Source organism: Spongiactinospora rosea (assembly GCF_003315795.1).
Classification (GTDB): domain Bacteria; phylum Actinomycetota; class Actinomycetes; order Streptosporangiales; family Streptosporangiaceae; genus Spongiactinospora; species Spongiactinospora rosea.
Genome location: NZ_QMEY01000006.1, coordinates 361,497 through 385,128 on the forward strand (window position 1 = coordinate 361,497; position 23,632 = coordinate 385,128).

At 71.4% G+C, this 23,632-nt stretch carries 22 protein-coding genes; 3 read left to right on the top strand and 19 right to left on the bottom strand.

The genetic code is table 11. The features are described from left to right. Positions 1 to 86: 86 nt before the first annotated feature. From secG to gap, 4 genes are all read right to left on the bottom strand, one after another. A complete protein-coding gene (gene secG, locus DP939_RS17820; protein ID WP_113981808.1) occupies positions 87 to 317 on the bottom strand; it encodes a preprotein translocase subunit SecG in 231 nt (76 codons plus the stop codon). A gap of 133 nt (positions 318 to 450) precedes the next feature. Then, on the bottom strand, positions 451 to 1,230 hold the full coding sequence (gene tpiA, locus DP939_RS17825) for a triose-phosphate isomerase (RefSeq protein WP_404828593.1): 780 nt from the start codon (positions 1,228 to 1,230) through the stop codon (positions 451 to 453). 5 nt (positions 1,231 to 1,235) lie between these two features. Further along, positions 1,236 to 2,438, bottom strand: a complete 1,203-nt coding sequence (locus DP939_RS17830; protein WP_113981810.1) for a phosphoglycerate kinase — start codon at positions 2,436 to 2,438, stop codon at positions 1,236 to 1,238. Then, positions 2,438 to 3,442 carry a type I glyceraldehyde-3-phosphate dehydrogenase gene (gene gap, locus DP939_RS17835; protein WP_113981898.1) on the bottom strand — a complete coding sequence of 335 codons (1,005 nt, stop codon included), beginning with the start codon at positions 3,440 to 3,442 and terminating at the stop codon, positions 2,438 to 2,440. The genes DP939_RS17830 and gap overlap by 1 nt, the downstream gene beginning before the upstream one ends. A gap of 214 nt (positions 3,443 to 3,656) precedes the next feature. Here gap and DP939_RS17840 point away from each other — a divergent pair, with 214 nt between their 5' ends. Continuing rightward, on the top strand, positions 3,657 to 4,229 hold the full coding sequence (locus tag DP939_RS17840; protein ID WP_113981811.1) for a hypothetical protein: 573 nt from the start codon (positions 3,657 to 3,659) through the stop codon (positions 4,227 to 4,229). A 73-nt stretch (positions 4,230 to 4,302) separates the two neighbouring features. Here the strand turns inward: DP939_RS17840 and whiA are convergent, their stop codons facing one another. From whiA to DP939_RS17870, 6 genes are all read right to left on the bottom strand, one after another. Then, on the bottom strand, positions 4,303 to 5,283 hold the full coding sequence (gene whiA, locus DP939_RS17845) for a DNA-binding protein WhiA (protein ID WP_113981812.1): 981 nt from the start codon (positions 5,281 to 5,283) through the stop codon (positions 4,303 to 4,305). A 72-nt stretch (positions 5,284 to 5,355) separates the two neighbouring features. Continuing rightward, positions 5,356 to 6,273 carry a gluconeogenesis factor YvcK family protein gene (locus DP939_RS17850; protein ID WP_225878325.1) on the bottom strand — a complete coding sequence of 306 codons (918 nt, stop codon included), beginning with the start codon at positions 6,271 to 6,273 and terminating at the stop codon, positions 5,356 to 5,358. Positions 6,274 to 6,341: 68 nt separating this feature from the next. After that, on the bottom strand, positions 6,342 to 7,223 hold the full coding sequence (gene rapZ, locus DP939_RS17855) for an RNase adapter RapZ (RefSeq protein WP_113981814.1): 882 nt from the start codon (positions 7,221 to 7,223) through the stop codon (positions 6,342 to 6,344). Positions 7,224 to 7,236: 13 nt separating this feature from the next. Continuing rightward, entirely contained in the window at positions 7,237 to 9,135 is a 1,899-nt protein-coding gene (uvrC, locus tag DP939_RS17860) for an excinuclease ABC subunit UvrC (RefSeq protein WP_225878326.1), read from the bottom strand. A 174-nt stretch (positions 9,136 to 9,309) separates the two neighbouring features. Next, positions 9,310 to 9,828, bottom strand: coding sequence for a Rieske (2Fe-2S) protein (locus DP939_RS17865; protein WP_113981816.1), 519 nt, complete (start codon positions 9,826 to 9,828; stop codon positions 9,310 to 9,312). 173 nt (positions 9,829 to 10,001) lie between these two features. Further along, positions 10,002 to 10,415 (bottom strand): Rieske (2Fe-2S) protein, encoded by a 414-nt coding sequence (locus DP939_RS17870; RefSeq protein ID WP_113981817.1) that lies wholly within the window; start codon positions 10,413 to 10,415, stop codon positions 10,002 to 10,004. Between the two features lie 164 nt (positions 10,416 to 10,579). Here DP939_RS17870 and DP939_RS17875 point away from each other — a divergent pair, with 164 nt between their 5' ends. Further along, entirely contained in the window at positions 10,580 to 11,053 is a 474-nt protein-coding gene (locus DP939_RS17875; protein WP_113981818.1) for a GNAT family N-acetyltransferase, read from the top strand. A gap of 59 nt (positions 11,054 to 11,112) precedes the next feature. Here the strand turns inward: DP939_RS17875 and uvrA are convergent, their stop codons facing one another. Continuing rightward, the gene (gene uvrA, locus DP939_RS17880) at positions 11,113 to 13,953 is read right to left on the bottom strand and encodes an excinuclease ABC subunit UvrA (protein ID WP_113981819.1); all 2,841 of its coding nucleotides are present in this window, start codon (positions 13,951 to 13,953) and stop codon (positions 11,113 to 11,115) included. Between the two features lie 246 nt (positions 13,954 to 14,199). Here uvrA and DP939_RS17885 point away from each other — a divergent pair, with 246 nt between their 5' ends. Next, on the top strand, positions 14,200 to 14,844 hold the full coding sequence (locus tag DP939_RS17885; protein WP_113981820.1) for an MBL fold metallo-hydrolase: 645 nt from the start codon (positions 14,200 to 14,202) through the stop codon (positions 14,842 to 14,844). A 35-nt stretch (positions 14,845 to 14,879) separates the two neighbouring features. Here DP939_RS17885 and pssA read toward each other — a convergent pair whose 3' ends face one another. The 8 genes from pssA to steA all read right to left on the bottom strand — a co-directional run bounded on the left by pssA (position 14,880) and on the right by steA (position 23,507). Next, a complete protein-coding gene (gene pssA / locus DP939_RS17890) occupies positions 14,880 to 15,725 on the bottom strand; it encodes a CDP-diacylglycerol--serine O-phosphatidyltransferase (RefSeq protein WP_113981821.1) in 846 nt (281 codons plus the stop codon). Continuing rightward, positions 15,718 to 16,368 carry a phosphatidylserine decarboxylase gene (locus tag DP939_RS17895; protein WP_113981822.1) on the bottom strand — a complete coding sequence of 217 codons (651 nt, stop codon included), beginning with the start codon at positions 16,366 to 16,368 and terminating at the stop codon, positions 15,718 to 15,720. Before DP939_RS17895 ends, pssA begins: the two co-directional genes overlap by 8 nt. A 119-nt stretch (positions 16,369 to 16,487) precedes the next feature. Continuing rightward, on the bottom strand, positions 16,488 to 17,486 hold the full coding sequence (locus tag DP939_RS17900) for a TerC family protein (RefSeq protein ID WP_113981823.1): 999 nt from the start codon (positions 17,484 to 17,486) through the stop codon (positions 16,488 to 16,490). Between the two features lie 198 nt (positions 17,487 to 17,684). Next, positions 17,685 to 18,779: a glycosyltransferase family 4 protein gene (locus tag DP939_RS17905; protein ID WP_113981824.1), complete on the bottom strand. Its 1,095-nt coding sequence runs from the start codon at positions 18,777 to 18,779 to the stop codon at positions 17,685 to 17,687. Further along, positions 18,772 to 20,421 carry a murein biosynthesis integral membrane protein MurJ gene (gene murJ, locus DP939_RS17910; protein WP_113981825.1) on the bottom strand — a complete coding sequence of 550 codons (1,650 nt, stop codon included), beginning with the start codon at positions 20,419 to 20,421 and terminating at the stop codon, positions 18,772 to 18,774. Before murJ ends, DP939_RS17905 begins: the two co-directional genes overlap by 8 nt. A 7-nt stretch (positions 20,422 to 20,428) precedes the next feature. Continuing rightward, entirely contained in the window at positions 20,429 to 21,340 is a 912-nt protein-coding gene (locus tag DP939_RS17915; RefSeq protein WP_113981826.1) for a hypothetical protein, read from the bottom strand. Between the two features lie 2 nt (positions 21,341 to 21,342). Next, the gene (locus tag DP939_RS17920; RefSeq protein ID WP_113981827.1) at positions 21,343 to 22,314 is read right to left on the bottom strand and encodes a copper transporter; all 972 of its coding nucleotides are present in this window, start codon (positions 22,312 to 22,314) and stop codon (positions 21,343 to 21,345) included. Then, positions 22,311 to 23,507: a putative cytokinetic ring protein SteA gene (steA, locus tag DP939_RS17925; protein ID WP_113981899.1), complete on the bottom strand. Its 1,197-nt coding sequence runs from the start codon at positions 23,505 to 23,507 to the stop codon at positions 22,311 to 22,313. The genes DP939_RS17920 and steA overlap by 4 nt, the downstream gene beginning before the upstream one ends. Between the last annotated feature and the right edge of the window lie 125 nt (positions 23,508 to 23,632).

Sequence of the window (23,632 nt, forward strand, 5' to 3'; positions counted from 1 at the left end):
ACAGGCCGCCCTTAGCGCCAGGGCGGCCGAATCCGGCCGTCACCGGCCCGCGACCAGCCGTCGCGGGCGGGACTCGGACTCCGGTCTCAGGGGCGAAGTATCAGGCCCAGCGCGACGATGCAGATGAACCACACCGCGCCCGTGATGATGGTGAGCCGGTCGAGGTTGCGCTCGACCACAGAAGACCCGCCGAACGACGAGGAGAACCCGCCGCCGAACATGTCAGAGAGGCCACCGCCCTTGCCCTTGTGCAGCAGGACGAGCAGCACCATGATCATGCTCGACAGGATCAGCGCGATGGAGATTCCGATTGTCACCGTAGACCTGTTCCCTTGTGCGCGTCCCCGCGTCCGGGGCGCGATCCCTAACACGACGTCGCCGGCGTGACGATTCAAACCTGCTCTACGAGGGTACGACGCGAACACGCGCCGCACCCTCCGAACGGCTTAGTTAACCTGACAATTCGCCGAAACGGCAAATTTTCACAAACTCTGCGGGATCAAGACTGGCACCGCCGACAAGAGCGCCGTCCACATCGGGCATCGCCATGATCCCGGCGACGTTGTCAGACTTCACCGAGCCACCGTAAAGAATACGGATCGCGGCGGCGACATCGCCGTCGTACAGCTCGGCGAGTCGCACGCGCAGGGCCCCGCAGACCTCCTGGGCGTCATCGGGCGTGGCGACCTCACCGGTGCCGATCGCCCAGACCGGCTCATAGGCCACGACCAGCGAGGCCGCCTGCTCGGCGGTGACCTTCGCCAGCGCGCCGTCGAGCTGCGCGACGCTGTGCGCGACCTGGCCGCCCGCCTGACGGACCGGCAGTCCCTCGCCGACGCACAGGATGGGCGTGAGCGAGTGCCGGTAGGCCGCCAGGACCTTGGCGTTGACCAGCTCGTCGCCCTCGGCGTGGTACTGGCGGCGCTCGGAGTGGCCGATCACCGCGTAGGTGCAGCCCAGCTTGGCGAGCATGGCCGCGGAGATCTCGCCGGTATAGGCGCCGGAGTCGTGCGGGGAGACGTCCTGCGCGCCGTACACGATGCGCAGTTTGTCGCCGTCCACGAGGGTCTGCACGCTGCGCAGGTCCGTGAACGGCGGCAGCACGGCCACCTCGACCGCGTCGAAATCCTTGCCGGTGAGCGAAAAAGCCAGCTTCTGCACATGGTTGATGGCCTCAAGGTGGTTGAGGTTCATCTTCCAGTTGCCGGCGAACAAGGGTGTGCGCGCCATGATCGTCAGTCCTCCAGCGCCGCGAGACCGGGCAGCGTCTTGCCCTCAAGGTATTCCAGGCTGGCCCCGCCGCCCGTGGAGATGTGCGAGAAGCCGTCTTCGGGGAAGCCCAGCGTGCGGACGGCGGCGACCACGTCACCGCCGCCGACCACGGTGAAGGCGTCGGAGGCGACCAGCGCCTCGGCCACCGCGCGGGTGCCCCCGGCGAACGCCTCGAACTCGAAGACGCCCATCGGGCCGTTCCAGAACACCGTGCCCGCCCCGGCCAGCTTGGCGGCGAACAGCTCACGGGTGCGCGGGCCGATGTCCAGGCCCTCGCGGTCGGCCGGGATGGCCGTGGCGGCCACCGCCTCGTGCGGCGCGTCGGCGGCGAACTCCGTCGCGGCCAGCACGTCCACCGGCAGCACCAGCTCCACGCCGCGCTTGGCGGCCTCGTCGATGAAGCCGCGCACCTGGTCGAGCTGGTCCTTCTGCAGGATCGAGCCGCCCACCTCGTGGCCCTGGGCCGCGAGGAAGGTGTAGGCCATGCCGCCGCCGACCAGCAGCCGGTCGACCTTGGTGAGCAGGTTGGCGATCACGCCGAGCTTGTCGGAGACCTTCGCCCCGCCCAGCACGACCACGTACGGCCGGGCCGGCTCGACGGTGAGCCGGCGCAGCACCTCGACCTCGGCCAGCACCAGGCCGCCCGCCGCGTGCGGCAGGATCTTCGGCACGTCGTAGACGCTGGCGTGCTTGCGGTGGACCGCGCCGAAGCCGTCGCCGACGTACAGCTCGGCCAGGGCGGCCAGCCTCTCGGCGAACGCGCCGCGCTCGGCGTCGTCCTTGGACTCCTCGCCCGGCTCGAAGCGGAGGTTCTCCAGCAGCGCGACCCGGCCGTCGGCCAGGCCCGCAACCGTGCTCCGCGCGGACTCGCCGACCACGTCGGCGGCGAAGGCGACCTCCCCCGCGACGCCCTCGGCGGCCAGCAGCTCACCGAGGCGCGCGGCGACCGGCCGCAGGGAGTACTTGGCGTTGGGCGATCCCTTGGGCCTGCCCAGGTGGGCGCAGACGATGACCCGCGCGCCGCGGGCGGCGAGGTCCTTGATCGTCGGCACCGAGGCCCGGATCCGGCCGTCGTCGGTGATGGTCTCCCCGTCGAGCGGCACGTTGAGGTCGGCGCGTACCAGGACGCGCCGCCCCTTCACGTCGAGTTGGCTGGCCGCGCGCATCAGAGGTTCGTGCCCACCAGCGTGACCAGGTCGGCCAGGCGGTTGGAGTAACCCCACTCGTTGTCGTACCAGCCGACGACCTTGACCTGGTTGCCGATCACGCGGGTCAGGCCGGCGTCGAAGATGCACGAGGCCGGGTCGGTGACGATGTCGGCGGAGACGATCTCGTCCTCGGTGTAGGTGAGGTAGCCGCGCAGCGGGCCCTCGGCGGCGGCCTTGATGGCGCCGTTGACCTCGTCCACGCTCACCTCGCGCGAGACGTCGACGGTCAGGTCGGTGGCCGAGCCGGTCGGGATCGGCACGCGCAGCGCGAAGCCGTCCAGCCTGCCCTTCAGCTCGGGCAGCACCAGGCCGATGGCCTTGGCGGCGCCGGTGGAGGTCGGCACGATGTTCAGCGCGGCGGCCCGGGCCCTGCGCAGGTCCTTGTGCGGGCCGTCCTGGAGGTTCTGGTCCTGGGTGTAGGCGTGGATGGTGGTCATCAGACCCTTCTCGATACCGAAGGTGTCGTTGATGACCTTGGCCATCGGGGCCAGGCAGTTGGTCGTGCAGGAGGCGTTGGAGATGATCGTGTGCGCGGCGGGGTCGTACAGCTCGTGGTTGACCCCCATCACGATCGTGACGTCCTCGTTCTTGGCGGGGGCGGAGATGATGACCTTCTTCGCGCCGTTGTCGGCGTGCACCTTGGCCTTGGTCGCGTCGGTGAACAGGCCGGTCGACTCCACGACGACATCGACGCCGAGGTCGCCCCACGGCAGCTTGGCGGGGTCGCGCTCGGCGAACGCCTTGATGGTCTTGCCGTCCACGTTGATCTCGTCGGCCGAGGACTTCACGTCGTACGGCAGACGACCGAGGATGCTGTCGTACTTGAGCAGGTGGGCGAGGGTCGCGTTGTCGGTCAGGTCGTTGACCGCAACGATCTCGATGTCCTTGCCGCTCGCCGCAACTGCACGCCAGAAGTTGCGACCGATCCGGCCGAAGCCGTTGACGCCTACGCGGATGCTCACGGCACCGATCTCCTCGTACATCGGGGTGCGCCGGACCGGGGACCGGCGCTGTCCACAGGTTATGAATCTCAACCACGCACCCTATCGAACTTAAATTGGTGTAGACCACTTCTGGGTCCCCTGATTGAGATCGCGATTCCCGGACGCGTGGGGCAGCCGTGAAGTAGAGTGCCCGCCCTGTCCATGTTCACCACAACTGTCCGAGGAACCCCCCATGGCACACAGCGACACCACACCCCGATCCGGCCTCGTCGCCGGAATCGCGGTCGGCCTCATCGCGACCGTGGTCGGGGCGGGCGCCTACGGCGCGATAGTTGTCATCACCGGTCGCGAACTCGGCATCGCCGCGATCGGCATCGGCGTCATCATCGGCGTGGCCATGATGGCCGTGCGGCCCACCAGCCCGGTCCTTCCCGTGCTGGCGGCGCTGTTCGCCCTCATCGGCTGCGTCCTTGGCCAGATCGGCGCCGTGACCCAGCTCCTCATCAACGAACTGGCCAAGCAGAACATCACGATGGGCCATACCGAGGCCCTGACGAACGTCGTCGGCGGCTTCAGCGGCTTCATCGCCGAAGAGCCGATCATGCTGCTGTTCTGGGTGATCAGCGCGGCGGCCGGGTTCAGCTTCGTCAACAACAAGGTCAAGGCCGCCCGTGCCGCCGACCTGGAGCCTCAGGCGGGCGACAAGGAGCCCGGCGGACCGATGCCGAGCTCCTTCGGGACCCCAGGTCAGGCCCCGGTGGGCACGCCGCCGCAGGACGACGGCGCGAAGCACCCCGGCGCCTGACCATCGCACATCGCACAGCGCGACCCCGGGCGCCCCGGACCCCGCCCGCCCGGGCACATCCGCCGCTACGCCGTCACGTGGAGAGCATCTCGACCGTCAGATTGGCCTCGGTGTTGGGCACGCCCATCTCCACCGCGCGCTTGTCGGCCATGGCCAGCAGCCGCCGGATCCGCCCGGCGATCGCGTCCTTGGTGAGCGGCGGGTCGGCGATCTGTCCCAGTTCTTCCAGCGACGCCTGCTTGTGCTCGACCCGCAGCCGCCCGGCGATCACCAGATGCTCGGGAGCGTCGTCGCCGAGGATCTCCAGCGCCCGCTGCACCCTCGCCCCCGCGGCCACCGCCGCGCGGGCCGACCTGCGGAGGTTGGCGTCGTCGAAGTTGGCCAGCCGGTTGGCGGTGGCGCGCACCTCGCGGCGCATCCGCCGCTCCTCCCAGGCCAGCACGCTGTCGTGGGCGCCGAGCCGGGTCAGCAGCGCGCTGATGGCGTCGCCGTCGCGGACGACCACGCGGTCCACGCCGCGCACCTCGCGCGCCTTGGCGTGGATCTTCAGCCGCCGCGCCGCGCCCACCAGCGCGAGCGCCGCCTCCGGGCCGGGGCAGGTCACCTCCAGCGACATCGACCTGCCGGGCTCGGTGAGCGACCCGTGCGCCAGGAACGCGCCCCGCCACGCGGCCTCGGCATCGCACGTCGCCCCCGCGACGACCTGCCGGGGCAGGCCGCGCACCGGACGCCCGTGGTTGTCGATCAAGCCGGTCTGCCGGGCCAGCGCCTCGCCGTCGCGGTAGACGCGCACGACGTACCGGGACCCCTTGCGCAACCCCGCGGGCGCGAGGACCAGGACCTCGGCCTTGTGCCCGAAGACCTCCCCGATGTCCCGGATCAGCCGGCGGGCCGTGGCGTTGGTGTCGAGCTCGGCCTCGATCACGATGCGGCCGCCCACCAGGTGCAGGCCGCTGGCGAAGCGGAGCAGCGTCGAGACCTCCGCCTTGCGGCAACAGGGCTTGAGCACCGATAGGCGGCTCAGCTCGTCTTTCACCACACCTGTCATGGCCATGTGCGTTAGTCCTCCCCCATACAGACCCGGCTCACAGCAGTCTCTCGCACTCGCCGCGCGCGCTGACCAGGATCAACGCTTCTCATGGAAAATCTCGTCAAGGACCGATGCAAGACGTCGTGCATCGTGCCTGGGCGAGCCGTCGGACCTGGCGACCTCGGCCGTGATCAGCCGGGCGCCCATGGCGACCGCGGCCTTCTCCAGCTCCTCGTGGTCGTCGACCACCCCGGTGTCGGCGAGCACGATGTCCAGGTGCAGCGCGGGGGCGTGCTGCCGCAGCACCTCAAGGTGCTGCTGTGGGGAGAAGCCGTCGGTCTCGCCCTGCTGGGGCGCGAGGTTGAGCGCGACCAGCCGCCTGGCCCGCGTCTCGTGCAGGGCCTGGGCCAGCTTGGGGACCATCAGGTGCGGCAGCACGCTGGTGAACCACGAACCCGGGCCGAAGATCACCCAGTCGGCCTCGCGCACCGCCTGGATGGCCTGCGGCGAGGCCGGGGGGTCGGGCGGGACCAGCGAGATCGCCCGCACCCGGCCGGGGGTGGAGGCGCAGGCCACCTGCCCGCGTACGGTCGAGACCCGGCCCTCAAGCTCCACCTCGGCCACGATGTCGAGCGGCACCGAGGCCATCGGCAGCACCCGGCCGTGCGCCCCGAGGAGCCGCCCCACCCAGTCCAGCCCGGCCACGGGGTCGTCGAGCAGCTCCCACAGGGCCACGATGAGCAGGTTGCCCACCGCGTGCCCGTGCAGGTCGCCCTCGCTGCGGAAGCGGTGTTGCACCACCTCGCTCCAGGTGCGGCCCCAGTCGTCGTCGCCGCACAGCGCGGCCAGCGCCATCCGCAGGTCGCCCGGTGGCAGCACGCCCAGCTCACGGCGCAGCCGGCCGCTGGACCCGCCGTCGTCGGCCACCGTCACCACGGCGGACAGCTCCGAGGTCACCCGGCGTAACGCCGACAGCGAGGCGTACAGTCCGTGCCCGCCGCCGAGCGCCACCACCCGCGGCCCCGCGGAGACGCCAGGTCTGGACGGTGCGGGCGGCGCGGGGGGATCGTCGTTCGGGCGGCTCACTCCCGGCCCACATCCCGGTGACTCACCTGGACCTCCATCTGCCGGTCGCGCAATCGCCCGGCGATCTGCTCGGCCATGGCGACGCTCCGGTGCTTTCCGCCGGTACATCCCACCGCAAGCGTGGCATAGCCCTTGCCCTCGCGCGAGTAGCCCGCCGCGACGATGCCGAGGACCTCCTCGTACGCGTCCAGGAACTGCTTGGCGCCCGGCTGGTTGAGCACGTAGTCGCGCACCGGGGCGTCCAGCCCGTTCATCGGCCGGAGCTCGGGCACCCAGTGCGGGTTGGGCAGGAACCGGCAGTCGATCACCAGGTCGGCATCGACCGGCATGCCGTACTTGTAGCCGAAGGAGACCACGTTGATCCGCAGCCCCGGCCGGTCCTCGCCGCCGAAGAACGCCACGATCTTGTGGCGCAGCTCGTGCACGTTGAGCGAGGAGGTGTCGATCACCAGGTCGGCGTTGGCCCGGACGTCGCGCAGGATGCCGCGCTCGCGGGCGATGCCGTCGACCAGTCGCCCCTCCCCCTGCAGCGGGTGCGGCCTGCGGACGTTTTCGAACCGTCGCACCAGCTCCTCGTCGCCCGCCTCCAGGAAGACGACGCGCACCCCCACGCCGCGCCCCTCCAGCTCCTCGATCGCCACGTTGAGGTCGCTGGTGAAGGCGAGGCTGCGCACGTCGACCACGGCGGCGACCTTGTCGGCCGCGAGTTTGGCCCGGCCGACCTCTTCGGCCAGGGAGAACAGCATCCCGGGCGGCAGGTTGTCGATGACGAACCAGCCAAGGTCCTCAAGGGCCTTGGCGGCGGTGCTTCGCCCCGCGCCGGACATGCCGGTGACGATGACGAACGCCGGTTCGCCCCCTTTGGCGGTGGCGTTCATGGCTCTTCCCCCCTCATGAGGACCTCAGTGAGGACATGATCACCTCGGCCAGCGCGGGCCCGATGCCGGGCACCTCGCAGATATCCTCCACCGTGGCGTCACGCAGCCGTTTGACCGAACCGAAGTGCCGCAGCAGCGCCTGCCTGCGGGCGGGCCCCAGCCCCGGCACACCGTCCAGCTCGCTCTCCTTGACGCCCTTGGCGCGCTTGGACCGATGGTAGGTGATGGCGAAGCGGTGCGCCTCGTCACGGACCCGCTGGAGCAGGTAAAGGCCCTCGCTCGTGCGGGGCAGGATCACCGGCTGGTCATCGCCCGCGGGCCAGACCTCCTCCAGCCGCTTGGCCAGGCCGCACACCGCAACGTCGTCGACGCCCAGCTCGTCGAGCGCCCGCTGGGCGGCGGCGGCCTGGGCCGGGCCGCCGTCCACGACCACGAGGTTGGGCGGGTAGGCGAACTTGCGCGGGCGGCCGGTCTCGGGGTCGATCGGCTCGCCGCCGGGCTCGGGGCCCAGCTCGCCGGTGGCGCTGCGCTCCTCCAGGTAGCGCTTGAAGCGCCGCGAGATCACCTCGTGGATCGAGGCGACATCGCCCTGCCCGGACAGGCCGCGGATCGAGAAGCGGCGGTATTCGCTCTTGCGGGCCAGGCCGTCTTCGAAGACGACCATGGAGGCCACCACGTCGTCGCCCATGGTGTGGGACACGTCGTAGCACTCGATGCGCAGCGGCGCCTGGTCCAGGGCGAGCCCGTCGGCGATCTCCTGGAGCGCCTTGCTGCGAGTGGTCAGATCGCTGGCCCGGCGCAGCTTGTGCTGGGCCAGCGCCTCCTTGGCGTTGCGCTCGACCGTCTCCATCAGGGTCTTCTTGTCGCCGCGCTGCGGCACCCTGACCTCGACCCTGGCCTTGCGCTGCTCGCCGAGCAGCTCGGCCACCGCGTCGGCGTCGGGCGGCAGCGCGGGCACCAGCACCTCGCGGGGCAGCGCCTCCGGCGCGGCGTCGCCGTACATCTGCAGCAGGAAGTGCTCGACCAGCTCGCCGGGGGAGGTCTCCTCGACCTTGTCCACCACCCACCCGCGCTGCCCGCGGATGCGCCCGCCGCGCACGTAGAAGACCTGGACGGCGGCTTCGAGCTGGTCGTCGGCCAGCGCGATGACGTCGGCGTCGGTGCCCTCACCGAGGACCACCGACTGCTTTTCCAGCGCCCGCTGCAGGGCCTGGACGTCGTCGCGCAGCCGGGCCGCGCGCTCGAATTCCTCCGCCGCGGCGGCCTCGCGCATCTCGCGCTCCAGGCGCTTGATGAAGCGGCCGGTGTTGCCCGCCATGAAGTCGCAGAAGTCGTCGGCGAGCGCCCGGTGTTCCTGCTCGGTCACCCGGGCCACGCAGGGCGCGGAGCACTTGTCGATGTATCCGAGCAGGCAGGGGCGGCCGATCTGGCCCGCCCGCTTGAAGACGCCCGCCGAGCAGGTGCGCACGGGGAACACCCGCAGCAGCAGGTCGACGGTCTCGCGGATGGCCCACGCGTGCGAGTAGGGGCCGAAGTAGCGGGTGCCCCTGCGCTTGGCGCCGCGCATCACCTGGACCCTGGGGAAGGTCTCGTCCATGGTGACCGCGAGGTAGGGGTAGGACTTGTCGTCGCGGTACTTGACGTTGAAGCGGGGGTCGAACTCCTTGATCCAGGAGTATTCGAGCTGGAGCGCCTCGACCTCGGTGTTGACCACCGTCCAGTCGACGGCCGCGGCGGTGGTGAGCATGGTCTGCGTGCGCGGGTGCAGGCCGGCGAAGTCGGCGAAGTAGGAGTTGAGCCGCTGGCGCAGGCTCTTGGCCTTGCCCACGTAGATGACCCGGCCGCCGGGGTCGGTGAAGCGGTAGACCCCCGGCGACTCCGGTATCGATCCGGCTGCCGGGCGGAAGCTCAAGGGGCTGCTCGCGGTTCTCGCCACGATTGAAAGCCTATCGGCCCTCACCGACAGAGCGGCGCGCCCGAATGCCCTGCCCCGCCTGCCCTCGCGCGCGCGGCCCGCCGGGCCCATGCCGCATGCCCTGCCCGGGAAGGGCGGTGTGCCCTCCCGGACAGGGCATGCGCGCACGGCTCAGGCCAGGGAGATCGCGTCGCCCTCGACCTTGATCTGCTTCGCCGGGAGCGGCTCGGTCGCGGGCCCGGCCGCCACCGAACCGTCGGCGATCTTGAACTTGCTCCCGTGGCAGGGGCAGTTGATCGTCCCGCCGCTGACGTCTTCGACCGCGCACCCCTTGTGGGTGCAGGCCACACTGAACGCCTTGTACTCCCCCGCCGTGGGCTGCGTGACGACGATCTGCTGCTCCTTGAAGATCGCGCCACCGCCCTCGGGGATGTCGGACGTCCGCGCGAATCCGCCCGCGCCGCCGCTCTCGCCCGTCGCCGAGGCCGAGGGGGCGGACGGCGCGGACGACGTGGACGCGGTGGCCGAGTCGGTGCCGCCAGTGCCGCCGGGATCGCCGTACGACGAGCACGCGGCCAGCACGGCCACCAGGCCCGCGCCTCCCGCGCCCACGACCAGCACGCGGCGCGTGGGGTCCGAGGCCGCCGTCTGCGGCTGCGCGGCGTTCGGCCCGGCTGAGAGGTCGCTCATCGCGCGCCTCCCCGAGGTCCGGACCCGACATTCGGTGCGTGTCGCCACCTGTTCCTCACAAGCCCCTCCAGTGGTGTTTCCTTACATTGACGTACGGATAAGACCGTCCGAAGGTTTCAGCTTGCTCGGCCCGGATCCCCGGTTCCATGCACATTTACCAAAAAGGTGTGATGTCAGCCGACGACGATGCCGTCGTTCTGCACCTTGAGCGGGAAGGCCACCAGCGGAGCCTCCGCGGGACCGGCCACGCACTTGCCCGAGTCGATGGCGAACTGGCTGCCGTGGCAGGGGCACTCGATCACGCCGTCCCTGACCCGCCCGACGGCGCAGCCCGCGTGCGGGCAGGTCGCCGTGTACGCCTTGAACACCCCGGCGCTCGGCTGGGTGACCACGAGCTTCCAGTCGTCGAACACCTTGCCTCCGCCGACCGGGATGTCCGCGGTCTTGGCGATGACCTTCCCCTTGATCCCCGGCGGCACGGCCGGGGTGGCGGGCGCGTTCGAGCCGCAGGCCCCCAGTACGGCGGCCCCGCAGGTCACGCCCACGGCGCCGAGCGCGCCACGGCGCGTCAGGTCACGTCCGGGCATGACGAGACCACGCCTTGAATCCGACATGATGTTGCGGCCCTCCTCGCAACTCCCCCGATCAACCGGGCTCGCACCAGCGTATTGACCGCCCTCCTCGCCCCGCGATCCAGCCCTCTCCCGCCGCCGCGGCGAAACTGTCGGTGCCGGGGGCCACACTTGTCCCCATGGGCGAGACGGAGAGCGGCGGTGTGCGGCTGCGAGCGGTCCAGGAGGGCGACCTGGAGGTGTTCCTGGCCCAGGAGCACGATGCCGAGGCGGTGCGGCGATCGGGGTTCGCGCCGCGCCCGGAGGCCGCCTTCATGACCCACTGGACCGAGCGCATCCTGGCCGACCCGGCCGTCCTGGTGCGCACCGTCACGGTGGACGGCGAGCCCGCCGGGCACATCGTCTCATGGTGGGACGACGACCGGCGCTTCGTCGGCTACTGGCTCGGCCGGTCCCACTGGGGCCGGGGCGTGGGCACCTTGGCGCTGACGCTGTTCCTCAAGGAGGAGCCGGTCCGCCCGCTGTACGCCGACCCGCTCACCGGCAACACCGCCTCCGTGCGCCTGCTGGAAAGACTCGGCTTCCGGCGGCAGGGCACCGTGCGCCACGGCGACGCCGAGCACACCCTCCTCGCCCTCCACGACACGCCATGACCGGGCCGCAGAAGCGGCCCCGCCGCCCTCGGGGAGGGCGGCGGGGTGGCGCGGGCCGGTCAGCCGGGGAGGATCTTGCGCAGGAAGCGGCCGGTGTGGCTGGCGTCGACCTGGGCCAGGTCTTCGGGGGTGCCGGTGGCGACGACGGTGCCGCCCCGGGAGCCGCCCTCCGGGCCCATGTCGATGAGCCAGTCGGCGGTCTTGATCACATCGAGGTTGTGCTCGATGACGATCACCGTGTTGCCGCCGTCCACCAGGCGGCCGAGGACGCCGAGCAGCCGGCGGATGTCCTCGAAGTGCAGGCCGGTGGTCGGCTCGTCGAGCACGTAGACCGTGCGGCCGGTGGAGCGGCGCTGCAGCTCGGAGGCGAGCTTGACGCGCTGCGCCTCACCGCCCGACAGGGTGGTGGCGGGCTGGCCCAGGCGGACGTAGCCGAGCCCGACGTCGTTGAGGGTCTTGAGGTGCCGCTTGATCGCGGGGATCGCGTCGAAGAACGACAGGCCCTCCTCGATCGGCATGTCGAGCACCTCGGCGATGGTCTTGCCCTTGTAGTGGACCTCCAGCGTCTCCCGGTTGTACCGGGCGCCGTGGCAGACCTCGCACGGCACGTAGACGTCGGGCAGGAAGTTCATCTCGATCTTGATGGTGCCGTCGCCCGCGCACGACTCGCAGCGCCCGCCCTTGACGTTGAAGCTGAACCTTCCCGGCTGGTAGCCGCGCACCTTCGCCTCGCTGGTGGCCGCGAAGAGCTTCCTGACGTGGTCGAAGACGCCGGTGTAGGTGGCCGGGTTGGAGCGCGGGGTGCGGCCGATGGGCGACTGGTCGACGTGGACGACCTTGTCCACCTGGTCCATCCCGTTGATCCGGGAGTGCCGGCCGGGCACCGTGCGCGCCCCGTGCAGCTCCTTGGCCAGCGAGGTGTAGAGGATGTCGTTGACCAGGGTGGACTTGCCCGACCCTGACACGCCGGTGATCGCGGTGAACACGCCGAGCGGGAACTCGACGTCCACGCCCTTGAGATTGTGCTCGCGTGCGCCCTTGACCACGATCTGCCGCTTCTTGTCGCGCTTGCGGCGCTCGGCGGGCACCGCGATGGACCGCCGCCCGCTGAGGTAGGCGCCGGTCAGCGACCCCTCGCTGGACAGCAGGTCGCTGACGGTGCCGGAGACCACGACCTGCCCGCCGTGCTCACCGGCTCCCGGGCCGATGTCGACGACCCAGTCGGCGGCGGCGATGGTGTCCTCGTCGTGCTCGACCACGATGAGGGTGTTGCCCATGTCGCGCAGCCGGATCAGCGTCTCCAGCAGCCGCTGGTTGTCGCGCTGGTGCAGGCCGATGGACGGCTCGTCGAGGACGTACAGGACGCCGACCAGGCCCGACCCGATCTGTGTGGCCAGCCGGATGCGCTGGGCCTCACCGCCTGCCAGGGTGGCCGCCGCCCGATCCATCGTCAGGTAGTCGAGCCCGACGTCGAGCAGGAACCCCATCCGGGCGTTGATCTCCTTGACCACCCGGGCGGCGATCTGCGAGTCGCGCTCGGACAGTGTGAGGTCGGCCAGGAACTTGGCGCACTCGCCGATGGACATCGCCGCGACGTCGGCGATGGACCGCTCGCCCACGGTGACCGCGAGCGTGACCGGCTTGAGCCGGGCGCCCTTGCAGGCCGGGCACGGGATCTCCCGCATGTAGCCCTCAAACCGCTCCCGGCTCGTGTCGCTCTCGGCCTCGGCGTGCCTGCGCTGCACCCAGGGGATGATCCCCTCGAAGGTGGTGTAGTAGGAGCGCTGCCTGCCGTAGCGGTTGCTGTAGCGGACGTGGACCTGCTCGTCGTGCCCGTGCAGCAGCGCCTTCTGCGCCTTCTTGGGCAGCCGGCCCCACTGGGTGGCCAGGGTGAACCCCATCGCGTTGCCCAGCGCCTCGACCAGCCGGTTGAAGTAGTCGCTGGTGTGCCCGTTGGACCAGGGCGAGATCGCGCCCTCGCCCAGGCTCTTGTCCGGGTCGGGCACCACCAGGTCGGGGTCGACCTCCATGCGGGTGCCGAGGCCGGTGCACTCGGGGCAGGCCCCGAACGGGGAGTTGAAGGAGAACGAGCGCGGCTCCAGCTCCTCGAACGACATGTCGTCGTAAGGGCAGTAGAGGTGCTCGGAATAGAACCGCTCCCGGCCGGGGTCGTCTTCGGCCAGGTCGACGAAGTCGAGGGTGATCGTGCCGCCGGAGAGCTGGAGCGCGGTCTCCACCGAGTCGGTGAGCCTGCGGCGCGCCGACTCCTTGACCGCCAGCCGGTCGACGATCACCTCGATGTCGTGCTTTTCGTACTTTTTCAGGGTGGGCGGCTCTTCGAGCCGCACCACCGTGCCGTCGACCCGGGCCCGGGCGAAGCCCTTGGCCTGAAGCTGGGAGAACAGCTCCCCGTACTCGCCCTTGCGCCCGCGCACGACCGGCGCGAGCACCTGGAAGCGGGTGCCCTCCGCAAGCTCCAGCACCCGGTCCACGATCTGCTGCGGGCTCTGCCGGGCGATCGGCCTGGCACAGGCCGGGCAGTGCGGCTTGCCGATGCGCGCCCACAGCAGGCGCAGATAGTCGTAGACCTCGGTGATGGTGCCGACGGTGGAGCGCGGGTTGCGGCTGGTGGACTTCTGGTCGATGGAGACCGCGGGCGAGAGCCCTTCGATGAAGTCGACGTCGGGTTTGTCCATCTGGCCGAGGAACTGCCTGGCGTAGGCCGACAGTGACTCGACATAGCGCCGCTGGCCCTCGGCGAAGATCGTGTCGAAGGCCAGGCTGGACTTGCCGGAACCGGACAGGCCGGTGAAGACGATGAGCGAGTCTCGTGGCAGATCCAGCGAGACGTCTTTGAGGTTGTGTTCGCGTGCGCCACGCACGATCAGGCGATCAGCCACGGTGATCCCGATGTAGGAGGTTGGAAGGGTCGATCCTGCTGCACGGGCAGGTTAGCGGGAGGCTCCGACAAAATCTCGCCGACGGCCGCCGGCGCCGTCGACACTTCGGGCGCACAACGTCCCACCGCAGGTCATTGGCTTCAACGCGGGGAAGGACCGGGTTATGCCCGGTGAGCATGATCCGGGTGGGGGAGGATGGGGCGGACCGAGTGGGCGCACGCCCCGACGGCAGCGAGGAGGATCTCCGTGACCTACACCGGCGATGTGAGCCAGGGCGGCCCCGCCGACGTCCGTGAGCTGAACGACATCACGATCGGCAAGCTGGAGGTGGGCGGCTTCGGCAACAACGCCTACCTGCTGCGCTGCAAGGAGACCGGCGACGGCCTGCTGATCGACGCCGCGGCCGAGCCGGACCGGCTGCTGGAGTGGATCGGCGACGCGCCGATCAGCAAGATCGTGACCACGCACCGGCACCGGGACCACTGGCTGGCGCTGGCGGACGTGCACCGGGCGACCGGCGCGACCGTGGTCGCCCACCCGCTGGACGCGCCGCACCTGCCGACGCCCGCCGGGCTGGAGGTCGAGCACGGCGACCGCGTCACGCTGGGGGTGCTCACGCTGGAGGTGATCCACCTGCGCGGGCACACGCCGGGCTCGATCGCGTTGCTCTACCAGGACGGCCACCTGTTCACCGGCGACTCGCTGTTCCCCGGCGGGGTGGGCAACACCGAACGCGACCCGGCGCGGTTCGCGCAGCTCTTCGGCGACGTCAAGGAGCGGATCTTCGACCGGCTGCCCGACTCGGCGTGGGTCTACCCCGGGCACGGCAAGGACACCACGCTGGGCGCCGAGCGCGCGTCGCTGCCCGAGTGGGAGGCCCGCGGCTGGTAGCCCCGGCCGCGGTGCCCGCAGGCCCGTCTGGGCGCTCAGCCCAGCCGGGCCCGCTGCTCGCGGCGCTGCTCGCGCTTGAACATCAGCACCCGCAGCGGGATGGCGGTCACCAGCGCGATCTGCATGCTGGCCCCCACCTTGATCAGCGTGTCGCCGCCCTCCGGCCAGGCGGCCCAGACGGTGAGGCAGGCCACGTTGATCATTATCCAGGCGAGCACCACGGCGGCGAGCTGTCCCTTGGGCTTGGGGTACTCGATCCGGCTGACCATCAGCCAGGCCACCGCGAAGATGGCCAGCAGCGCGAAGTAGGTCGGCGGGAACAACAGCACCACCGACACCACCGTCATCGCGCCCATCGGGATGGGCAGGCCCATGAAGTCGCCGCTCTTGGTCTTGACGCAGGCGAATCTGGCCAGCCGTACGACGCCGCCGATCAGCACCGACCCGGCCGCGGCGAGCACCAGCCACAGCGGCAGCGCGGAGGAGAACCCCGCCCACATCACCACCATGAACGCCGGGGCCAGCCCGAAGCTGATCACATCGGCCAGGTTGTCCAGCTCGGCGCCCATCGCCGAGGCGCGGAACCGCCGGGCCACCAGGCCGTCGAACAGGTCGCAGGTGGCGCCGATCAACAGCAGCACCACCGCGGTGGCGAAGTAACGGGAGTCGGGGGCGAAGGTCCGGGTCTCCTGGAGCTGGCTGATCGCCGACCAGGCGAGCACGCATACCGCCAGGAACCCGCACAGCGCGTTGCCCAGCGACAGCGAGTCGGCGGCCGAGAGGCGGAACGCCTTGCCCACCGGCCCCTTCGGCTCGTCGTCGACCTCACCGGCGGTGTCCACCCGGTGGACATCGTCCACCGGCCACCCCGCGTCAGCCATGGTCAAGTCCGGTCACCCCCGCTTTGGTCCTGTCACCTACGGTCACCGCCGGGGTGATCCCCTCCGGCAGGTAGGTGTCCACCCGTGAGCCCAGGCGGATGAGCCCGATCCGCTGGCCGCGCGCCACCTTGGCGCCGGGCGTCAAGTAGGGCACGACCCTGCGGGCCATCGCCCCGGCGATCTGCACCAGTTCGATGTCCCCGAGTGCGGTGTCGAAGTGCCACACGACGCGCTCGTTCGCTTCGCTGTCCTTGTTGAAGGCAGGGAGGAACCCACCCGAGACATGCTCTACCGACGTGACGGTTCCAGCAAGAGGCGCACGGTTCACGTGTACGGCGAGCGGGCTCATGAAGATCGCCACCCGGGTGCGGCCGTCCGGCTGCGGGTCGACGCTCTGTACGACGCCGTCGGCGGGCGCCAGCACGCGAGCGGTCCCGGGGGCACGCTCCGGGTCGCGGAAGAACCAGAGCATGCCACCGGTGACCGCGGCCAGCGGGACCGCCGCGAACGCCCAGCGGCGATCCCGGCGGGTCAGAAGTGACGTCACCGCTGCTGCCGCCACGGTGGGGGCCAGCCACGGTGAGACACCACGGGCCAGCCGCACGCGGCGGGAGAGAGTGGTTCGAGCTGAATCGTGGGACACGGGGAACCTTATGTGAGGATTTCCGGCTATTTGGTCGCCGCCTTCAGAAGGATGTTACCGATCCCACACCCCATAGTCGGCGCAATGAGACAAGCAAAGCGCCCGCCACCATGGTTCGGCTACCCCTGCTGAGTGGTCTGCGGACTGGTGGGGGCGTCCACATCGCCGCCCTTGCGCGCGTCGCTGCGCGCCTTGAGCAGGCTGGCCACCGTGGTGACGACCATGGTGACCCCGATGACCGTCAGGGACAGCCAGATCGGCACCTGGGGGGCCCAGGAGACGTGGTTGGAGTGCAGTGCCTCCAGAAGCAGCTTAACCCCGATGAAGGCCAGGATGAACGCCAGACCATAGCTGATGTACACCAACCGCTGCAGAAGGCCGCCCAGCAGGAAGTAGAGCTGGCGCAGGCCCATCAGCGCGAACGCGTTGGCGGTGAAGACGATGAACGCGTCCTGGGTGAGGCCGAAGATCGCCGGGATCGAGTCGATCGCGAACATCAGGTCGGTGGTGCCGATCGCGATCATGACGATCAGCATCGGGGTCACCATGCGCCGGCCGTCCACCTTGACGGTGACCTTGGAGCCCACGTAGTCGTCGGTGGTCGGCAGCGCCCGCCGCGCCCACCTCAGCACGATGTTCTCGTTGACCTCCTCCTCCTTGCCGTGCTGGCGGATGATGCCGTAGGCGGTGTAGAGGAGGAAGACCCCGAACACGTAGAACAGCCAGCTGAAGTTGGCCAGCGCGGCCGCGCCGAGCGCGATGAAGATGCCGCGCATGACCAGGGCGATCAGGATGCCGATCAGCAGCACCTTGTGCTGGTACGCCTTGGGGACGGCGAACCGGCTCATGATGATGAAGAAGACGAAGAGGTTGTCGACGCTCAGGCTGTACTCGGTCAGATACCCGGCGAAGAACTCGCCCGCCTTCGCGCCCCCCGCCACCAGCCACATGCCGATCCCGAAGAGGGCGGCGAGGGCCACATAGAACCCGACCCAGAACCCCGCCTGGCGCATGGAGAACTCACGGGGTTCTCCCCGGTCCACGATCCAGAGGTCTACTGCAAGCACCACGAGAAGGCCGCCGATGACGGCGGCCCATGCCCACACGGATACGTCCACGTTCGATTAACCTCCGGCGTGCGTGACAGACTGCCGGAGGTCTCTCCCGCCCGCGAGAAGACACGGCGGACCGTCAGCCCCGGGGGCCTCGTGGGGCGAGGCGGCACCGTGATGACGAGACTGACGCGAAAGGGATACTCCCCCCCTAACCCACGCAGTATAGGTGAAGGGCAGGTCGGTACCTAATCTCGCCGGTACCTAATCTCCCGGGCCCGCGGCCGCCCCCAGGATAGACCGGTAGACGGCCAGCGCGGCAACCACCGCGTCGTCCTCGCCGGGAAGCTCCGCGCCGCGCCGCGCCGCCGCCTTCCCCAGCCGGGCGGCGAGGCCGGGTTCGCCGAGGACCCGCCGTACCGCCCCGGCCAGCGCCGCCACATCGCCGTACGGCACCAGCAGCCCAGCCTCCCCGAGCATGCCCGGAATCCCGCCCACCGCGCTCGCGATGACCGGGCGACCGGCACGCAACGCCTCCTGCAGGCTCAGCGGCTGGCCCTCCCAGCGGCTCGGCACGACCACGGCGTCGGCCGCCGCGAACAGGTCGGGCATGTCGGCGCGGTCGCCGAGCAGCCGCACCGGCAGCCCCTCGGCGGCGATCCTGGCCGCCAGCGGCCCGCGCAGCGGCCCCTCCCCCGCCACCGCGAACAGCGCGTCCGGCACCGCCGCGGCGGCGTCGAGCAGTGTCTCCAGCCCCTTCTGCTGAGCCAGCCTGGCCACGGTCAGCAGCAGCGGGCGGCCCGCGGGCACGTCCAGCGCGGCCCGGGTCTCCCCCGGCGTACGCCCCGCGGCCGGAAGCGGCGGCGCCGGGACGACGGCGGGCACCACCCGCCGCGCCCCCAGGTCCGTCATCCGCGCCCCCAGGTCCGGGGAGACCGGCAGGACCACCCCGGCCCTCCTGGCCACGATCCGCTCCAGCACTCCGTACACCGCCCCCACCGCGCCCCCGGCGGTCAGCGCGTTGTGCAGCGTCACCGCGAGGGGCGTCCGCCGCCCGGTGAGGGCCAGCGCGGCCAGCGCCCCGGCGCGCAGGCCGTGCGCGTGCACCACGTCCGCCCCAGCGCCGCGCAGCGCCGCCATGGCCCGCAGGTCGCCCCCCGGGCGCGGCCGGTCCGCGATCGGCACCGCCAGGAAGGCCGCGCCCGTCTCGGTGAAGCCGAACCGCTCCTGGGTCTCGCGCGGCCCGGCCACCGCCACCCGGTGCCCCCGGCGCACCAGGCCGGAGGCCAGGGTCCGCACATGCCGTCCCACGCCGCCCGCGCTGGTGCCCAGCACGAGCAGGATCCGCGCGTCATCCATCCACTCGCTCCTCGATCGCCTCACGCCGCCCGCCGGGCCGTACCTTCGCCAGGGCCGCCAGCGCGTCGCGCCGGTCCACCAGCACCGCCACCGCGCCGCCGAGCACCGCCGCCGCCAGGCCCGCGAGCAGGGCGGGCGGCACGTTGGCCCACACCCCCTCGGGCGCACCGGACAGCGCCACCACGCCCGCGCCCGCCGCGTACGCGGCCAGCCCGCCGAGCAGCGCGGCGGCCCCCGCCCTGCCGATCCCGCGCAGCGCGGCGCGCCCGCGCAGCCGCAGCACCGCGACGGCGAGCACCAGCCCTCCGGCCGACATGCCGACGGCGGCGCCCAGCGCCAGCCCGGCGGTCCCCCAGCCGGGCGGCATGCTCAGCGCGCACACCGTCTGGGCGGCCATCATCACCAGCCATCCGGCGACCGTGCCGGTGGCGGCGGCACGGCCGTGCCCCGCCGCGTACAGGACCTTGCCCAGGTGCGCCATCAGCGCGTACCCGGCCAGGCCGGGCGCGAACAGCGTGATCGCGCGGGTCAGTTCGTCCGGATCGACCGTGCTGACCGCGCCGTCCAGGAAGATCCGCGCCACCGGCGTGGCCACCGCCGCCAGCAGCCCCGCCGCCAGCCCGGAGACCAGCAGCACCGCCCGGCTGGTGGCCGCCGACGCCGCCGCGAACCCCGCGGTGTCACCGTCCTGCGCGCGGGTGGACAGCATCGGGAACGCGGTGGTCGCGATCGGCAGGGCGAGCACCGCGTACGGTACGTGATAGATCGCCCACGCGAAGTTGTAGACGACGATCGCCCCCTCGCCGATCCCCCGGTTGGCCAGCACGACGGTCAGCGCCATCGCGGCCTGCTGGGCGAGCAGCGCGGCCAGCCCGGCCACCGCCAGCCGCCTGACCACCGGCCCGACCCCCTCGGGGAACCGGAACGTCGGCCGCAGCCGCAGCCCGAGCCGGGCGGCCGGGCCGATCACGGTGAGCACGAGGGCCAGTACACCCAGTGTCGTGCCCACCGAGAGCACCAGCTCGGCGGGACGCGGCACCGCGAGCGGATCGGTCACCTCACCCCGGAGCGGAACGAACAGCAGGTAGGCGACGATCATCACGATGCTCGACACCAGGGGCGCCACGGCGGCACCGGCGAACCGCCGGTGGGCCTGGAGCACGCCGTACAGCACGACGGCCACCCCGTACAGCGGGATCTGCGGGGCGAAGACGACCAGCATCCGCGTGGCCACGTCCACCACCGCCGCCGCGTCGCAGTTGTCGGGCTGACCGGTGAACAGCCGGATCAGCGGCTCGGCCGTCAGCGCGGCGACCACCGCGAGTGGCACCAGCACGGCCACCACCCAGGTCAGCAGCGCCGAGGTGATGCGCCCCACGGTGGCGCGGTCGGCCGCCGAGGAGCGGGCCGCGGCGGCGGCCAGCACCGGCACCACCATCCCGGTCAGCGCGCCGCCGACCACCACCTCGAAGACCATGTTCGGGATGTGGTTGGCGGTGAAGTAGGCGGTGGACAGGCAGTTGGTGCCCACGGTGCGGGCCAGGGCGAGCTGCTTGCCGAATCCGGTCAGCCGGGCCGCGACCGTGATGACGCCGATGAGCACCGCCGCCCCGGCCACTCCCTGCCCGAGCCGCCGCAACACGGTCTGTTCAGACCTCCACGGAACCGACCGGCTCGATCGGCTCCACCTGGTCGGCCTTCTTGGGCTCCACCGGACGGCGGCCGAGCATGTCGAGCCGGTTGAGGGTCGGGTTGGCGGCGATGACCTTGGTGAAGCTGACCTTCTCCGAGGCCGCGGTCAGCGCCGCGACGGTGCCGAGCACCGCCAGCCTGCCCGGCCGGCCGAGCGTGGTCACCGCGGCCAGGCCGAGCAGCGCGCCCAGCGCGTTGGCGCCCGCGTCGCCGAGCATGGCCCGCTCGCCGAGGTCTTCGGGCAGCAGCGCGGCGGCGGCGCCCAGCGGGACGGCGACCGCGACCGCGGCGGCCGGGGATCCGCGCAGCACCGAGGCGGCCAGCAGCGGCCCGCCGGTCAGCAGGCCGACCTTGATCGCCCGGCCGGGGCGCAGGTCGAACAGGTTGGCCAGGTTGGCGCAGCCCGCGATGGCCGCGCCGTTGACGACCGTGTCCAGCGGCCCGCGCGAGACCAGCGCGGCGGCGGCCAGGCCCGTCCCGCCGATGCCGAGGATCTTCACGGCGCCGCTGGTCACCTCGCCCCTGGCCAGCGCGCCGAGGTGGCCCTTGAAGCCCTTGGAGGACGCCGCGCCGTACAGGTCGTCGTAGGCGCCGAGGGCGCCGCTGCCCAGGCCCGCCAGCAGCGCGGCGGCGCGGACCTTGACGGGCAGGCCGGGAACGACGGCCGCCGCCGCGCCCGCGCCCGCCGCGAACGCGGGGCCTTCGAGCAGCGTGAGCGGTTCGCCGCGGTGGTTGGTCCTGGTCCAGGTCGCCTCGCCGCGGGGCGGACGCCTGCGCAGGGCGGCGTAGGCGGTGCGGGCGGCGACCGCGCCCAGCACGGTGCCGAGCACGGCGCGGGCGGCGGTGGACAGTCGGGGACGGGCGGCCATCATCAGCCTCCGGAGGAGCTGCTGGGGGTGGACGTGGGTGCGGGAGACGGCCCGACGGCAGAGGCGCCGGTGCCGATGCCGTACTGCCCCGCGCCGCCGGAGAGCTGCTCGCGCAGAGCGTAGACCAGTGTGACGCGTCCCGTGGGCTGTTCGCCGTTGTCGACGCTGGAGACCGCGGCCGCCGCCTCGCCGGAGTCGCGCAGCGCGGCCACGATCCCGCCGGGCGAGGCCGAGGCCGCCGGCCCGGTGAGCACCGTGCCCCGGTCGGCCGCGTCCAGCCCCCGGGCCAGCGCCACGACCGCGGCGTTCTGGGCCTCGGCGTGCTCGCCCTCGTACGGCTCGCCGGGCGCGAGGACCACGGCCAGCGAGGCCCGCAGCGCGGGATCGCCGCGCATCGTGATCAGCGAACCCTCCTGGAAGGCGCCGAGCACCCCGGCCGCCGCCGGGTTCTCCCTGCCCACCTGGGCGCTGTCGGAGGTGACCACCGCCGCCGCGAGCACCGCCGCCGCCTTCTCGTACGGCGTGGCGTCCACGGGGAACGTCATCTCGGCGGGCTTGGCGGTCACCGCGAGCTGGTCGATCACCCCGCTCTGCCGCTGGTCGAGGTACTTCTCCGTCAGCGCGACCTGCCCGCTGACCGCCGCGTCCGCGTCTTCCAGCACCTCCTGCACCGCCTCGCGGTCGCTGGTGGTGACGCCGGGCAGCTCCACGATCAGGACGCGCTCGCCGTCCAGCTCTTTGGAGACGAGCCTGCGGGTCTGCCCGGAGATCAGCGCGTCGTTGCCGCGCTCGCGGAGCTGCAGATCGGTGATCTGCTCCTGCAGCCCGGCGTTGCGCTGGCGCACCTGCTCGACAGCGGTGTTGGCCACGTAGATCGCCGGGTCCTGGAGGAACGTCGAACCGAGCACGATCCCCACGGAGAGCGCGAGAAAGACCGCGACGATGGAGACGAGGTGATAACGGAAATCGATCACGAGAAGAGTCCGACCAGCCAGAAGATGAAGGCGTTCCAGATGTCGCGCAGGCCCTCCAGCCAGATCTGGCCGACGGGTGAGATCCGCAGCGCCACCCCGAAGGTGACCAGGGTGGTGATGACCAGCAGCAGGAGGGAGGAGTTGGAGATCCGGCTCCGGTAGAGCCTGCTGACGCCCTTGGCCTCGATGAGCTTGCCGCCCACCCGGAGCCGGGTCAGGAAGGTGCTCGCCATGCCCGAGCGGCCCTTGTCCAGGAACTCCACGAGCGTGTTGTGCGTGCCCACGGCCACGATCAGGTCGGCGCCCTTGTCGTCGGCGAGCAGCATCGCGATGTCCTCGCTGGTGCCGAGCGCGGGGAAGACCACCGCGTCACGGCCCAGCCGGCGCACGCGCTCCAGGCCGGGGGCGCGGCCGTCCCGGTAGGCGTGCACCACCAGCTCGGCCCCGCAGGTGAGGGCCTTGGTGGAGACGGAGTCGAAGTCGCCGACGATGACGTCGGGGAGGTAGCCGGCCTCCAGCAGCGCGTCGGCGCCGCCGTCCACGCCCATCAGGACGGGCCGGTACTCCCTGATGTAGGGGCGCAGCGTGGCGAGGTCTTCCTTGTAGTGGTAGCCCCGCACCACGATCAGGACGTGCCTGCCCTCCAGCGACGTGCGGATCTTCGGCACGCCCACGCCGTCGATGAGCAGGTCGCGCTCGCGCCTGACGTATTCCATGGTGTTGGCGGCGAACGCCTCGATCTGCACCGACAGACCGGCCCTGGCCTCGGCCATGGCCGCGTCGACCGTCTCGGCGGTCTGGACGTCGCCCTTGCCCACGACCTCGTCATCGCGGTAGATCACGCCGTCGTGGACCCGGACCACGTCGCCGTCCCTGATCCGCTCGAACAGCTCGGGGCTCGCGTTGTCCACGAACGGCACGCCCGACTCGATGACGATCTGCGGCCCGAGGTTGGGGTAACGCCCGCTGATGCCGGCCGCGACGTTGACGACGGCCGCCGCCCCGCACGCCACCAGCGCCTCCGCGCTGACCCGGTCGACGTCGACGTGATCGATGATCGCGATCTCACCGGACTTGAGGCGCTTGGTCAGCCTCTTGGTCCGCCGATCGATCCTCGCCACTGCCGTCACCCCGGGAAGGTCGTCTGCCTTCCAGCGGCGGAGGCCCGGAACCCTCATGGTCGGCACCTTCATCACGACCATCCTGCCAGAGTGAAGGACTTCACCGGCGCCGCACGGCGTGGCGTGTCGGATATGTCACATGGAGTGATGGAATCAAATCGCCTCGGCGCACAGAAGCGGACAATGCCCGGGAACGC

What these genes read in the sequence shown, in the direction of transcription:
- DP939_RS17865 (WP_113981816.1), bottom strand. Translation starts at nt 9,828, where the DNA reads ATGAGCGACCTCTCAGCCGGGCCGAACGCCGCGCAGCCGCAGACGGCG.
- DP939_RS17905 (WP_113981824.1), bottom strand. Translation starts at nt 18,779, where the DNA reads ATGGATGACGCGCGGATCCTGCTCGTGCTGGGCACCAGCGCGGGCGGC.
- DP939_RS17915 (WP_113981826.1), bottom strand. Translation starts at nt 21,340, where the DNA reads ATGGCCGCCCGTCCCCGACTGTCCACCGCCGCCCGCGCCGTGCTCGGC.
- DP939_RS17840 (WP_113981811.1), top strand. Translation starts at nt 3,657, where the DNA reads ATGGCACACAGCGACACCACACCCCGATCCGGCCTCGTCGCCGGAATC.
- steA (WP_113981899.1), bottom strand. Translation starts at nt 23,507, where the DNA reads ATGAAGGTGCCGACCATGAGGGTTCCGGGCCTCCGCCGCTGGAAGGCA.
- rapZ (WP_113981814.1), bottom strand. Translation starts at nt 7,223, where the DNA reads ATGAACGCCACCGCCAAAGGGGGCGAACCGGCGTTCGTCATCGTCACC.
- DP939_RS17875 (WP_113981818.1), top strand. Translation starts at nt 10,580, where the DNA reads ATGGGCGAGACGGAGAGCGGCGGTGTGCGGCTGCGAGCGGTCCAGGAG.
- whiA (WP_113981812.1), bottom strand. Translation starts at nt 5,283, where the DNA reads ATGGCCATGACAGGTGTGGTGAAAGACGAGCTGAGCCGCCTATCGGTG.
- DP939_RS17870 (WP_113981817.1), bottom strand. Translation starts at nt 10,415, where the DNA reads ATGCCCGGACGTGACCTGACGCGCCGTGGCGCGCTCGGCGCCGTGGGC.
- pssA (WP_113981821.1), bottom strand. Translation starts at nt 15,725, where the DNA reads ATGGCTGACGCGGGGTGGCCGGTGGACGATGTCCACCGGGTGGACACC.
- tpiA (WP_404828593.1), bottom strand. Translation starts at nt 1,230, where the DNA reads ATGGCGCGCACACCCTTGTTCGCCGGCAACTGGAAGATGAACCTCAAC.
- DP939_RS17830 (WP_113981810.1), bottom strand. Translation starts at nt 2,438, where the DNA reads ATGCGCGCGGCCAGCCAACTCGACGTGAAGGGGCGGCGCGTCCTGGTA.